Source organism: Streptococcus lishijunsis, assembly GCF_047290665.1.
GTDB lineage: Bacteria > Bacillota > Bacilli > Lactobacillales > Streptococcaceae > Streptococcus.
Window position 1 is genome coordinate 1 of record NZ_JBLBUC010000031.1, and the last position, 14,757, is coordinate 14,757.

10 protein-coding genes and 1 pseudogene are annotated in these 14,757 nt (G+C 36.4%); all 11 read right to left on the minus strand.

The features are described from left to right. Positions 1 to 198 precede the first annotated feature (198 nt). A complete protein-coding gene (locus ACLN19_RS08525; RefSeq protein ID WP_413385340.1) occupies positions 199 to 1,449 on the minus strand; it encodes an MFS transporter in 1,251 nt (416 codons plus the stop codon). A gap of 529 nt (positions 1,450 to 1,978) precedes the next feature. Continuing rightward, on the minus strand, positions 1,979 to 2,779 hold the full coding sequence (locus ACLN19_RS08530; RefSeq protein WP_413385342.1) for an ABC transporter permease: 801 nt from the start codon (positions 2,777 to 2,779) through the stop codon (positions 1,979 to 1,981). 13 nt (positions 2,780 to 2,792) lie between these two features. Further along, complete coding sequence (locus tag ACLN19_RS08535) at positions 2,793 to 3,674, minus strand: metal ABC transporter ATP-binding protein (RefSeq protein WP_413385344.1); 882 nt, start codon at positions 3,672 to 3,674, stop codon at positions 2,793 to 2,795. A 370-nt stretch (positions 3,675 to 4,044) separates the two neighbouring features. Next, positions 4,045 to 4,905, minus strand: coding sequence for a GIY-YIG nuclease family protein (locus ACLN19_RS08540; RefSeq protein ID WP_413385358.1), 861 nt, complete (start codon positions 4,903 to 4,905; stop codon positions 4,045 to 4,047). A 7-nt stretch (positions 4,906 to 4,912) separates the two neighbouring features. After that, a complete protein-coding gene (locus tag ACLN19_RS08545) occupies positions 4,913 to 5,191 on the minus strand; it encodes a hypothetical protein (RefSeq protein ID WP_413385346.1) in 279 nt (92 codons plus the stop codon). Beyond that, positions 5,184 to 7,115, minus strand: a complete 1,932-nt coding sequence (locus ACLN19_RS08550) for a DEAD/DEAH box helicase (RefSeq protein WP_413385348.1) — start codon at positions 7,113 to 7,115, stop codon at positions 5,184 to 5,186. Before ACLN19_RS08550 ends, ACLN19_RS08545 begins: the two co-directional genes overlap by 8 nt. Further along, on the minus strand, positions 7,112 to 9,868 hold the full coding sequence (locus ACLN19_RS08555) for a class I SAM-dependent DNA methyltransferase (RefSeq protein WP_413385350.1): 2,757 nt from the start codon (positions 9,866 to 9,868) through the stop codon (positions 7,112 to 7,114). The genes ACLN19_RS08550 and ACLN19_RS08555 overlap by 4 nt, the downstream gene beginning before the upstream one ends. A 405-nt stretch (positions 9,869 to 10,273) precedes the next feature. Further along, a complete protein-coding gene (locus ACLN19_RS08560; protein WP_413385352.1) occupies positions 10,274 to 11,437 on the minus strand; it encodes a 3'-5' exonuclease in 1,164 nt (387 codons plus the stop codon). Positions 11,438 to 11,503: 66 nt separating this feature from the next. Further along, entirely contained in the window at positions 11,504 to 12,289 is a 786-nt protein-coding gene (locus ACLN19_RS08565) for a UvrD-helicase domain-containing protein (protein WP_413385354.1), read from the minus strand. 3 nt (positions 12,290 to 12,292) lie between these two features. Next, positions 12,293 to 14,536 (minus strand): AAA family ATPase, encoded by a 2,244-nt coding sequence (locus ACLN19_RS08570; protein ID WP_413385356.1) that lies wholly within the window; start codon positions 14,534 to 14,536, stop codon positions 12,293 to 12,295. 13 nt (positions 14,537 to 14,549) lie between these two features. Then, a pseudogene (locus ACLN19_RS08575) lies at positions 14,550 to 14,757 on the minus strand (toxin PezT); the annotation flags it as partial.

A 14,757-nucleotide genomic window follows, 5' to 3' on the forward strand; every position in this document is an offset into this window, starting at 1 on the left:
CATCACTTAAGAAAAACACTTTATAAAATGTGTACAGAAAAGTGTTGCCTTTTCAATACTACTTAATCACAAAAAAACAAGTCTGTTATTGAAAACGTTTTTATGATATAATAAAGGAGTTATTACTAAAAACTGGTTACGCTTCATCATCTGAAAAAGGTAGTTGTTAGTGCAATTACCTTTTTATCATCATACTGCTTATTTTATAGGCGCCATATAGAGGCGAATAGATAAGATTAAACTAAGTAATAACAATACTAAGAGAACACTACCAACCACCGCATCAGATATACTAGTATTCACCCCCATTACTATAAAGGAAGCAAAAGGAATCGTTAAAGTAATCAAAGTACTATAAATGCTAAACATAGCATTTTGATTGCCTTTAGGTGTGACTCTTAAGATTAGGCTAGTGATTTTAGGATTTGATACACTGGATAGGTAGCCAATCACAGCAGCTAAAACTAGGAGTAACCATTTATTTTGTAACCAAAATAAATTATACACAAAGAAGATAGTCGCTACAATCTCCATCATTGTATTCGTTGTAAGAGAGCATTTTTTGACAACAGCTAAAGGAGCTATCGAGCCCAAAATCATAGCTAAAACCTCAGCCAATTCAACACTTGAAATGGTAAAAGCTAGATTACCAAACCATAAACTATGATTCTTAACAAGAAGGATTAAAATCAGTGAAAAAACAGAGGACGAGATAAAATTCATTAGTAAAAATAAGAACACATAATTGGATAGCTCTTTTAGCTTGACTAAAAGTTTTAAATTACGCCAAGTCTCTCGCCCAAATCGTTTGATTTCTCTGCCTAAATGAATACGAGCTGTTGGTTTGGATGCTTGTTCTTCAGGAAATGCAGTCTTAATCCTAAGCAGGAAACAGAAAGACAGGAAAAACACACTAGCATTAATCACACCGAATACAGCATAGTTGTCTTGTAGAATAACGATCAAAGTAGCTCCTAGCGTCTTCCCTATTAGATTCACAATTTGATAAAAACCATTTTGCAATCCGAGAGCTTGCGCTAATTCAGCCTCTTCCACGACTTGTTGATTGAGGGTCAGGGTTAAATAACCATTAAAATCGGCTAAGCCATCACTAACCACATTAATAACAACCACACAGAAAAATAGCCACCACTGATGAGGAAAAAGCGCTAGTATAGCAAACAACAAGTACATTAACGCCTGAAGTACCTTAGTTTTAAGTAAAAAATGATAAGGTCTTTTCACTTTATCTGATAGATAGCCAAACACAAATGAAAAGAAATAAGGAAGTGAGGTTACAGCAACCACAATACTGACCGCTAATTCAGGGTTTGGAAAAGTTGCCGCATATAAGACAAAAACCAAGTCAAATAATGTTTTTCCCAGCGTCGATAACGTATTAGAAAACAATAGCTGACGAAATAAACGATGTTGCCTAATAAATATCATAGTCCCTCCAGTAAATCAACAATAATAAAATCGTTACAATACTAATGAGAAAAGCTAAAGAACCTAATATCTCTACTCCAAACCATCGATAATGTTTCAACAAATACACAGATAAAAGTACTGTTGTCCAAAACCAAATATTGTGATATACACGCCCTTTTCATTTTTCATTAAGATACTCCCATTATTAACGACCACTATCATTAGTATAACGGAAATATACGACCAAGACAACCTGCTATATCTCTATAAACGCAAAAAAGCGATGATTAAAAATAATCATTCGCTTTTACCTATATTAGGTACAAAAAAGTTAAGACGGTAGCTCTGACTTCTGAAAGAGAGATGATGCCTATGGGCAAATCATCCAAATCTAACCAAACAAAGGAACTTTAGTCAACAGCCTTTGATGTAATTCATAAATAGAAACTTAATATCATAAAAATAGCGTCCCAACAAAAAATTAGATTTAGTATCTAACTTTTATTGGGACGCAGTTCAGGAAGTGTTTTTTATTTAGAATCAATATTTACCGTTCATCTGTCGTTAATTGGGCATGTTGAACACAATAAAGGGCTATCAATGTCATCGTAATAGCTAAACTAACAGTTATGATGACATTGGCATACTGGGATGTCGCAAAACTCATGTCTCTCAAGGCATTTAATTGGTACGTTAAAGGATTGATATATGATACCGCTCTGATAATCATCGGAGCCTTATCAAAACTAAAAAATATCGGTGCTGTAAAGGAAACGGGCAATAACAGTGTATTTAAAATCATGTCTCTGACTTTATAAGAGCTCACTCTCAAGGAAATAATTGTCCCTACTGAAAACCAAAACAACATCATCAAAATGGCTATCAAGAGTATTATCACAAACTCACCAATAGAAAAGTAATCTTTCCAAAAAAGAGAAATCACATAAAGGACTATGAGCTGTAATAAAAAGCTAAATAAAGGAAACGATAACTTTCCAATGGTATAAGCTAGTGGGCTAACTCCCTTAAAGTATTTAAAGGCTAATAGTCCCCATTTTCTATCAAGTATAATCCTATAGACGGATTGCCCCATTTGGCTATAGACAATGAGACCAACAATACCAATAAAGGAAAATTTTAAAAAGGGGACCTCTTGATTAGCATAAGTAATGTTACCAAAGGTTGAAGAAATTCCCATAGAATAAAAGAGAAAATACAATATCGGTCCCAATAATTGACTGTAAATCAAGTGTTTGTTAGTGACTAAAGCACGATACTCGATGTATCCAACGCGGTAAATAGAGGACAACAAATGAGACTTTTGACTGTTATAACTCAGATTTTTCATATGCTCGCCTCCCTTATCCTTGTAATTGGATGATTTCTTTCAAACGACAACTTTTCTGCTCGATACCTGTAATCCTAACGTGATTATCAAGAAGTATGCAAAGCAGATGATTAAGCTTTTCTAAATCACTAATGTCAACACGTAAAGGATGCCAGTCTAACACATGACATGTTTGCGTCAACTGTACTTTAGTCGCTTCAGGTATATGCCCCTCATAGCTAATATAGTATTCACTTGAGCGATTATAGCGTTTCACAAAATCATTTATTAACCCAAAGAATTGGAGCTGCCCATCCTCGATGTACAATACCTTGTTACAATACTGCTCTAACATATCTAAATCATGTGACGAAATAAGGCATATCTTACCAGCTCGTGTCTGACGACTGAGTTGGTCTAATATCTTTTCAGACGTTATCACATCTAAGCTAGCTGTTGGCTCGTCTAAAATCAATATCTCTGCATTAGATACCAACTGTCTAGCTAGTTGGACACGCTGTAGCTGCCCTCCTGATAAATCAGTTGGGTCTTCGTTTTCTTTTCCAGCTAGTCCTATCTTCTTCAAAATCGCCATAGTATCCTTTTTAGGATGACGACTACCAGAAAAGAGAGCGCCCATATAAACATTATCAAAGACGGTCAAATACCAGTCAATAGCTTGACTTTGTGGCGTAAAAGAGATATCTTTTGCTGATAAGTGATCACTTATCAAAACCTCTCCTGTAACAGCTGGTAAAATCCCTAACACGGTATTGATTAAAGTACTTTTCCCAGCCCCACTTTTACCGATAATCGCTAAAAAATCACCACTTTCTAACGCAAAGGAAACATCATGGATGCCCTCTCCATTTTCATAAACATAGGACAAGTGGTTAACAACCAATTCATTTTTCATCAAAATCCTCCTAAATCATAGGCACACCTCTTAGTTGAGTCTCTACGCTCAACTATCCTTTCTTATAAGATATCCTTGTCTTCGTATAGTAGCATCAAATTAACCTCTTTCATGCTTAATCTGAACTTACTGTCAGCCCTTCTAGCTCCAAAAAAGTGACAACTGACAATAAATCACTTCAATTATATCAAAAAAACGGACAAATGCCCCAATCAAGGTCATCTATCTGTTTCACTATGAGTTAAAAAATTACCAAGAAGGGTTAGATTGCCTTAATGACCTATATCAGAATAAGCCATATAGTAAGTTGTCGTCTGACCACCTTCAGTAACAGTGAAAGTGTACCACTCTCTTTCCAGACAAATACCCGCTATTCCTGTATCTCGCTGATAAGCTTATTGATGCTGTGTTTTATCTCATCTAGGGGAGCGATGAACCATTCGGTAATGGAGATAGTTTTTCCTGTTGGAGAGGTGGTGGTGAGCTCGACTCGCTTGTTGGCAAAGACATCATGCAGGTATTTCTCTACCTTTCTTGCTGAGATATTTTGAATCTCAAATGTAGCTTTACGAACCACTGGGGCATAAAGGTAGGTGGCTTCATTTTGGGTATTGGACAGCCTTTGGTTAATATCTGAGGCAACTCCGATTTTATACAGGTTAGGGATATTGAGCAAATCAGGGTCTTCTCCCGCATAGCTGACAACATAAATATAGCCTGTCGTCTGATAGACTGCCTCTTCTTCTCCTAATAGCCTTATATCATCTATACGCTCGCTCACTAAGCGTCCTGAGCGTTTTGTGTCATATAGAGAGGAAATCAAGCTCAATAACCAAATGTGATTTTCCGTCCCATTTTCATAAACCGTATGTACTTTAAGCCGACGATTGGTTGACTCAGACACTTCTTGACCCGTCTCGGGGTCATAAAGCTTAGCGACATAGAGCATAACACCATTATCAATATAAAAATTACCTTGCTTGATAGGGCTTTTCTGACTAATCTCAGCCTCTGAAATCTTCTTTATCTGACGCTGACCACTGGCAATATCACTATGGACTTGCTCAAACAAGCGCTTATAACTCTCAAATCCTGTCCGCATACGCTTACGACTACTCGATGTGCTAGCGGCTCGAACAGTGCCTTGATAGCGGCTCACGTCAAAAAGCTTAGCCTCTACCTCAAAGTCAGAAAATAAACTGTCATCTTGTAAAATATCCTCTAAATCCATCACGCTATCACTCTCCTAACAAGCCTAGCTCATCATAAGGACGCACCAAAGCTTTTCTATCCTCATTCGAACGAATCGCATTCAAAACACTGAATAACTTCCTCTCTTGGATTTGAGTCGTTTTTTGTGGCTCTCTTCCATGCTCTTTCACCCACTCTGTGACTTCCAAAAATTTGTTGATGTCAGGGTCTCTTCTCTCCACTTTTTCCTCTTTGATACCTGCTACTAGGCTATCAAAAGCCTCATCAGAAAAAACCTCATCTAAACTTGAAAAGGTCTCAAGCATGATTACCTCCTTGACGTTCACGTCTCAGCTCGGCTAATTTTGCCAAAGCAAAGTAAAGACGCTCTTCTTCGGGATTATTGGCATTTCGCTTTGGAGAGCGTCCATGCTCCTCTTTAAAAGCTTTAATCTGAGGGTAGAGCATACACAGCTCATCCTTTGTAAAGTCGACTTTTTTAGCATCGAAAATCCTTGCAATCAGACTAAGCATGTCCTTGTTAACATCGTGAGACATCACCTCATAAGCCCTTTGAAAAGGATTGACCTTATCAATCAAATCAATACTAAGCTCATCGATGTTAATAAATCTATCGGCTATCTTGAGCAGTTGCCTATTATCCTTATCACGCTTAGCTTGTGACACGGTAAAATCAGACACGACGTGCTGGCGAACTTCCTCAAGCTCTGTTGCACTCAATTCTGGATGGATAGTCGCAATCACTCGTGGAACCAACTGTTTAGTGATAATCCGACTATCGGCATTAGAGGCAATTGCTGCCTGTACCGCATCGTCCTGCAGGATAGACGCTTTCAGCTCCATCATATCCTGCTCGATGATTTTTTGCGTGCGCTCGGTAGAAGGCTTAGCCAAGCCTTTGATGTAAATCTCAGCACCACTTGCTTTCTGCTTCTCACTTTCTCTTGTCTTAAACTTAAAAGATGGTGCGAGGACATTTTCCATGAGAAGACTAGCAGTGATAGCTTTCATGATATTGTTGACCGCAAACTGTACTTCATCGCTTTGGGCATCAGGCTCTGCGATAAGGTTGGTAAATTGGGCTTTGGTTTTATTAGGACTGTCACGAGTGACACGTCCAATAATCTGCACAACCTCTGTCAATGAGGAGCGATAGCCGATGGTCAGAGCGTATTCGGCAAAGGGCCAATCAAAGCCCTCTTTTGCCATGCCCAGTGCGATAATCATATCTAAATCCTCGAGCTTATCCATCTTTGCTAGGTAGCTACTGACCTTGTCACGACCGTCTTCAGTCACAAGGTCAGCCATTTTCAACTCCTTGCCTGCCTTTGTGCGTAGATGAATGATACCATCATCATCTTTATATTCCCAAGTCCCTAGGCAATCCAATATCTCATCAACCTCCCCATACTTATCACTGGTTGATTCGCCAGAATTGATATTAGGGATATGGATAATGGTCTTTTTATCAATAAACTCGTCTACAAAGTCTGGCAGTGCCTCCATATAGCGCCCACGGTAAAACTTATAATCCATAGCAAAGGATTTGAGGTATTGATAGCCTTCTAACTGCTCATAATAGGTGTAAGTCACACGCTCAAAGCGTGCCTCATCAGCAGGGTCTAAGATAGACACACTGTCACCACGAAAATAAGAGCCTGTCATGGCAAAGACGTGTGCCGTCGAATGCTGCAAGACATCTCGCAGGAGAGTCCCCAAGACAGAGCTATCATCTTGTGAGACATGGTGAAATTCATCAATAGCCAGCATACAGTCGTCAAAATAACTGGTATCTAGGTACTCATAAGCATAGCGAAGAGTAGCATGCGTCGTAATCAAGACAGTATCTGTCTCATCATCAGATGTCATAAAACGGCGAAAACTAGCCACCTTACTTTTTGCCGTACCTGATGTCGTCAGGTTGTTTTCTTCCTTGACCTCCCAATCCCAATAATAGCCAAACTCAGTTAGCTTAGTCGGTCGAAAGGACTTGCCAATAGACCTCTCAGGCACAGCGATAATGGCTTTTTTCAAGCCCTGTCTGTGTAGCTTATCCAAAGCCACAAACATCAGCGCCCGTGACTTACCAGACGCTGGGGGTGCCTTGACCAAGAGATGCTGACTATCTCTCTTTTGATAGACACGCTCTTGCATCTCACGCATACCAAGCTCATTGGTATTGACACTGCTTTCCTTTTGCCCATAGGTCACTTCAAAATACTGACTCATGACTTTTTCATCTCCTTATAGCGTTTTAGTAAATGGCTGAGGCGCTCTTCGTCGCTGGTAAATGGCGTCTTCTTGTAGGCGCGCTCTACGATACCGTCTAGCTTCTCATGTGCGTCCCGTAGCGCTTGTGGCATGGTATCACGGTGGTAAAGCGTCGCCAAAGTCCCACCCAGCTCCTCACGCAAGTCAAGGATTTCAAAGACTTTCTCTTCGATTTGGTTTTTACGCTGAGTCGATAAAGCAGGCACAGGAAAGGTATTGTACACCAAACCTGCTGAATAACGATAATCCGTTTTCAACTTACCACCAATAGCACGTAACCAGGTCATATGCAGACGCGACATGAGTAGACCAAGAAGGTAGATAGGCGCATTGTAAACAACCATCGCAGCATCAGAAATAATAGTATCTTCACCAACAAAGCCCATCGGAACATAATCTCGATTTTCAGATGAGACACGTGGAACTAAAAGCTGAACAAACTCCTCCGCCCCAGATTTTTTGAAGGTGGCATAAGCAGAATCCCATCTATTACGTTCAGCAAAAGCATATGGACGTTCCGCAGCTTTTCTAGTATCCTTCTTTCTACTCTTTAGACGCTTCATCTCTACTGATGTTACTCTCCCATTAATTTCAGGATTATCTTTAATAGACTCATATTCAATAGAATTCAGCCAGAATACATACCTTTCTCTACCATTAATGTACTCCTCACTACCGATATATCTCTTTATGAAAGGTTGTAATTCAGGGTTTTTAAAAATAATGTCCTCGCGCTCATTCCAATCTGAAATGATAAGGTTACCACCATCACGAGGCATATTACCAAATACCATTTTAGGCATATTAGACAACACTTTACGGCTACTCTTAACAATAACCTCTTCTCCACTGGCTAAGTCAGGGTTAATATGTGGGACCTTCTGACAAATTTGTCGCTCATCAAAGAGATACTTGTCAGCTTTTTTATTGTGTTTATTGGCTATGCCTACAATCACCACAGTGACGCCTGCATTATTCGAAGCATTATTCCCCCACTTAAAGGAGGTATAAGCAAAATCAATCTCCATTTTGTGTAAGATAGGTTGCCATACAAAAGCTACTTGCTCCCCTTGAAAGATGGAATTAGTCGATACAAAGGCTAGTTTAGCATTAGCGCTATTGATAAATTCAATCCCTTTATAAAACCAACCTGCGACATAATCCATCTGTTTATATTTTAATGTCTCACCCACAGCTAACTTCATGTCTTCCTTCTGTATCTTATCTTGCAGTTTGGCTCCACGATACGGTGGATTGCCTATCAAGTAGATTTCATCTATTGGGCTATGAGGGACTACTTTGTCCCAATCAAGTCTGAGGGCATTGCCGTGGGTGATATTTCCTGCGTCTCGTAGAGGAAGCAGGGCTTGTTTCATGTTGATTTCTTCTTTAGCCTCGACGTTCATCTGGTGCTCTGCTATCCAGAGGGACAGGCGTGCCACCTCATGCGCAAAATCATCCAAGTCGATACCGTAAAACTGCGTTAGCTTAATCTGTGATTCTTCAAATAAATCGACATCATGCTTACCTGTCAAGTCTCGAAGCGTTTTGACGATTTTAATCTCTAAGCGTCGTAGCTCTTTATAGGTGATGATGAGAAAACTACCTGAGCCACAAGCTGGGTCGAAGAACTTTATCTGCGACAGGCGCTTACGAAGGGCTTTCAGCTCTTTCTCGTAAGCCTTACGATTGGCACTCTTGGTCTTAGCGGTCGTATCCTTATCTTCATTGTCGTTGATTTTAGCGACGATAGTCTCATAGCTAGCCGTCAAGTCATCGAGAAACAGGGGTTTGATGACTTTCATGATATTTTCCACAGAGGTATAGTGCATGCCAGAAGTAGAACGATGCTCACTACTAGCTACCGTCTGAATCATCGCACCTAAAATATCAGGGTTAATGTCGTTCCAGTTGAGCAACTCTCCTGCTTCTAAAATCAGCTTTCGTGTCTTTTTATCAAAGTCTAGAGTGATTTCAGAGTCCTTAAAGAGCTTGCCATTGACATAAGGAAAGTCCTTCAACCAAGCTTCTTGAGCGTCACGCATAGGGATATCCAAGCTCTTAAACATCTGATTAAAGAGGGCTTTTAAGTCGCTACCATCCTCACGAGACCGCGTTTTAATAGCCTTAGTAAAAATCCCTTTTGGCATGATTTCCGTATCTTCTGCAAAAAGCAAAAAGAGCAGGCGAATGAGAAAGAGATTAAATACTTTTTCTTCTTGACTACGGTCATCAAAGTGATTGATGTCTTTTAAGGCATCATAAAGACGTTCAAAACGCTCGGCTGCCTTGATGTCAGCTGGATTTTCCTTGGCATAGTCCACCTTTTCAATCCCATTCCACGCCAAAAAGAAATCCGCATAAGCAGGCAAATCCTCAAACGCAATCTGCAAAGTATCCTGCGTCTTGGTATCCTTACTAGCCCATTCCTCAAAATTCGTCACAATGATATAGCGAGGCTTAGACCTTCTATCCTTTAATAAGGTCTCAATCTCCGCCACACGTGCTACTGGCGACTTCGCCTTGCTGACAGTATCAAAATATAATTTATTTTTAATCTCTCTGCCATTTTCCTTTTTAAGACGTGTGATTGTCGATTTTGGGATATCATAAAAAGACAAGAACTCATAGATAAAAGACGACGGATTCACTCCCTCTTCAATCATCTGCTTCATCTTGTCTTCAATCATCACAATATCATTTTTTACCATGTCATCTCCCTCTAGTGACCTAACACAGTTGTATTAGTACAAAAGGAGGTTTTCATAGTGGCATACCCACCCTATCTCACGAAACACCTTGACCCATTTTCTAATCTATTTTTTTGTGATAGGACGCTTGTTGTTTGGGTTTGACTGTAAGTCAAACCCATGTTATACATAGTATAGCATGGGGATTTTAATTTTTTTCTAATGATTGAGGCTGTGAGCTTTCTATTGGCTCCAAAAATTGTTCATATCAAAACTAAAAAAGAGTTTAGGAAAAAGTCTTAAAAATAGAAAACAGCTTAGAATCAACGTTTTTAATTTGTGATTCTAAGCTGTTTTCATTTATTTAAATTTTTAAGAGGGAGAAGAGATTTTTAGTTTTTACCTAGCCTCATATGAAAATTTTGACTACGTTAAATATTTAATCTCACCAAAAATACTTTCGATATTTTCTAATATATCTCCTTGTATATCAGAAATATAAATCACATGAAGATTTATTCTTGCTCTTGAGCATGCTACATAAAGAAGATTACGAATTTCATTAAATCGTTCATCACCATCAGTTCGATTATCATAATTTTCAAAAAAATATTTACAATAATCCTTTTTCTTAGCAAAATTATCCTGTAGCACAACAACTACATTATCAAATTCAAGCCCCTTTGAACCATGTAGTGTGTAATAACTAATTTGCTCATTTCTTAAGTTATCAAAAATATAATTATACCACTTGATAAATTGAGAAACATCTAGCCTAAAAAAATCATCAATAATTGTCATTTCTCTTTCAGAGCTCTCCTCCGAATCTTGGGAATAGTAAAAATAACCATATGCTCTATTTTTGATATTCAATAAAATGTTTTCAGTAGTTTCATCTATTGAGAATATTTTTCTTAAAATCTCTTCCCCCGAGATTGGTTCTTGAATATTAACTATTCCATTCATACATTCATCAATTGTGAAAGTTGACAAGCTGATTTCTCTCAAACTAGCAATAAGCTGTTTCATCTTGCCAAATGTTATTGCAGATTTAGATGATATAAACTGAACAATTTCCTTCACAGTTGAATTAGAATCTGATGACCTTTGAATAAAGTCTATGAGAGTTAAAATCTCTCTTAAAAACCATCCCATCTGCTGTAAATTTTTCTGCAAAAATTCATTGGTCACATTATCATAGTTAGTACCACTAAATCGAGGAAATTTTTTTAAAACTGATGATAGCTCATCAAATCCTCTAGCCTTAGAAATATCATCATTTTTCATTAAAAGACAGGCTGTTTTATCGGTCAGACTATTTTCCTGTAAAAAAGTATCTAAGTTGAAATCATCACCCGCAACATAAAAATTATAAGAACCCATATCGAAATCAGTATATATAGATAGTTGTCCAAAATTATCGTTTCTAATTTTTTCAATCAGCTCTACTATTTGCTTTGAAGAACGGCGATTGAAGACTTTCTCAATACTCTTATACTCTTCTTTATTTGGGAGAACACCTACTCCAGAACCATAAATATTTTGTAACGAATCTCCAAAGAATCCTACAACAAAGTTTTTTTTAAGCATTGAGTATTCTCTAATGCTATCAATAATCCCAACTACTTTTTCATCCGTATCTTGATACTCATCAACTTAGACATACGGATACCGATCTGAAAACAATCTCTTTAATAAATTCTGACTCGTAATAATATTTTTACAATAAAGTAGCAACGTATCATGACTAATGACATAATTTTCAAGTTTATCTCGGTTCCGAATTGGATTATAGGTAATTTTTTTAGAGTTATTATCTTCAATTTCCAACAACGTTATTTCGAGCTTATACTTTCTATTAATATTCCTGACTAAGCTACTAAAGTTATTGACATTACTTAGATATGGTCTAAAGTAATCATCGTAACCTATAATCGTCTCTTTGAAATTTTTTGCAGGACTACTAGGTACACTGTAAAATATTTTTAGAAAGTCTTCATTACAAATATGCTCTTGAAACTCATTCTTAACCACACTGCTAGAAAGAGGATTTTCGTTTATCTTTTGTTCAATTACATAGAGTTCGTCAGTTATTTTATTCTTATGTTCTTTAGTCAGTAGCTCTTGCTGAATCGCAATAAATCCCCAAAGAAATTCATGAATTGTAGATACTACAACCGAAGTATTTTTTCCAAGTCGATCAAGAATCTCATTTTTTGCAGCATTAGTATAAGTAATACACAAGATTTTTTGATTACTTAACTTTAATTTTTCTCCCCTCGTCTTCAAAATATGCTCAATTGATTTTTGAAGTGCATAGGTCTTACCGGCTCCGGCACCAGCATCAAAACAAAAGCTCTCAAAATAATCTAAACATTTATTAATTTGTCGTTGAATGCCTAACTCTAGTTCTCTATTTTCTGGACTAATCGTATATGTCATCGTTTACTCCTTGAAATAATCACAAAGCGACTCTAAACCTAACTCAATATACTTGGGAAGTTTGAGATTAAAAGTATCATCAATTACAGATAGGTATACTAACCCTGTAGAAAATTTTGATTTCCCGTCAGATAATTTGACTTGATACATATAAGATTTGTCAGCTATTTCGGATGTTTCGTCAATATCTCCAAAATATCTCATTCTAGGATGTACATACTGTAAAAGTTTAATTAAAGATTTTTTATTTAGATTCTCATCATTGTTGTTTATAGCATTAGTTAAAATAATCGCTTCCTCAAAACTCGTAGCATAGTAGCCGTTTATTTTTCCTTGAGAATACATTGAAATATTTTTATAATTAACCACTAACTCATCTCTATTACTAATCATTTCAATTATCTTCGGGTTAATTTTATCATATTTCGCTTCTTTATCATTTAGCTCTTTTTTTATAAAATATTGCAAAGTACCATTTGTACTCAAAGAACTATCTTGACCAGTATATCTTTCAACTAAACTAGAAATATTAGATGGAATAATATCAGGTTCGGCATTTTCTTTTATATCAATTTTCTTTTCATCTTCAGCTCTTTTTAAATCCAAATCTGTAAAAACAACAGTTTTAAGCCCTAACAAATCTAATAAGCTAATGAACTGATGGGCGTACGCACCATCAATCCTATAAACTTTAATATGATGATTTTTCAAAATGGGATGCTTATCAATTTCATATCTGAGATAAGTTTCTTCAGAAACTCCCTCAACTAAAACAACCGCATCCGAAAAGAAAATATCTGAAACCTCTAGTCTTAAATATTTTTTGATATATTCATAAGTTTTTTTATCAATATCTCTACCAGATACTATCGCATCATCACTTATATTTTTTATGATATTATTTGCTCCTGCTTGACTTAGATAGCTAATATTATTTAGGGTATTTCCTGATTGAATCTTACTGTTTAAAATATGTGTTGAGTGAGTCGTGATTATAATTTGAAATGTATCTAGTTGTTGTTTTTTACCGAGTAAGGTAGCAATTGCTTTTGAAATATTTTTAATAAATAATTCTTGCATCTGAGGATGCATAAATGACTCTGGTTCTTCAATACAAAGAATGTTCACTGAACCATTAATATCCTTCTCGCTATATAACTCAATATAATCGACAATCTTTGCAATAATGACCATCAAATTTGTATATCCCATTCCAAACTGACTTTCAGGTATATTATTATTACCTTCTTGATACTCATAAATAATACTGTTTGCAAAAATCTTCTCTAAAGTTACATCTGGATGTAAATTCATCTTTAAATTCTTAGTTGACTCAATGCTAGATACTGCACTTTGAAGAATATTCTTTATATTAGTGTCAACCATATCCTTTACTTGATAATTAATATCACCAACTAAACTATCAATTGCTCTAATATCATTATTTTTTATATAAGTTGAAACTATTTTATTGTAAGCTTGTGAAAGTGTCTTGTCATTTTTAACCGTATTTGCTTCTACTGTTTCTACTTTTAGTAATGAAGATAAAGAAAATTCTTTAGCTGGTTCATCTCTTCCTAAAGGATAAAAATTTAATACAAAATAATTACCACTAAATAAACCTAAAAATTGTCGATATTGAAGTTCTTTCTTATAGTCCAAAAATTTAGCATCCTGCTGAACTACCTCTGAATAACTATTCTTAAGTTTAACAAGCTCTTCTGAGAAGGACTTAAAATCAGCAACTTCATACTTAATATTGATAGTTACTTCTGCAACCTCTTCGCTTTCATGACTTTCAACTGTTTCTATACCGCCTAAAATTAATATATCTTCGAAACTTGAAATCATATCATTTTCATCATCAATTCCTAGCTTCAGCTGAAACTCCATACTAGGGAACTTATCAATACTTTCTATCTCTTCTTTAGATTTACTATCAATATTTTCTTGATACCAATCTGATAACATTTTTAAATTAAAATCTGTATGCTTGAAAATATTTCTACTACCTGACTTGGTATTTTGTAGCGTATTCAATAATTTGACAATTGTACTTTTACCAGAATTATTTTTTCCTACAATTAATGATGAACTTTTTGAAATATACTGCTCTGTTATACCTATTTTTTTCGATTCATCTTCGGTTTCTGACATTTCTGGCCACTTACTATGGGCAAAATTAATGATCTGAACTTTTTCACCATATTTTCTATAATTTTTTACCATCAAACTTTTTAAATACATTCTATAGTTCCTCCTAATTATCTTTCATCACTAAAAAATTATTCAACCGCTCTTTCCCTGCCTTCAACATCTCTTCCTCAACCTTACTCCATTTCCCAAAGAGGCATTCTTGTAACACTTCTGATACGAAACCTTCATCAATTTCAGAATCGTAGATACAAGTCCTATCTCTTTGATAAATCTGAATCCGATCAAAAAGTTGCTCTCTTTCTAACTCCCTT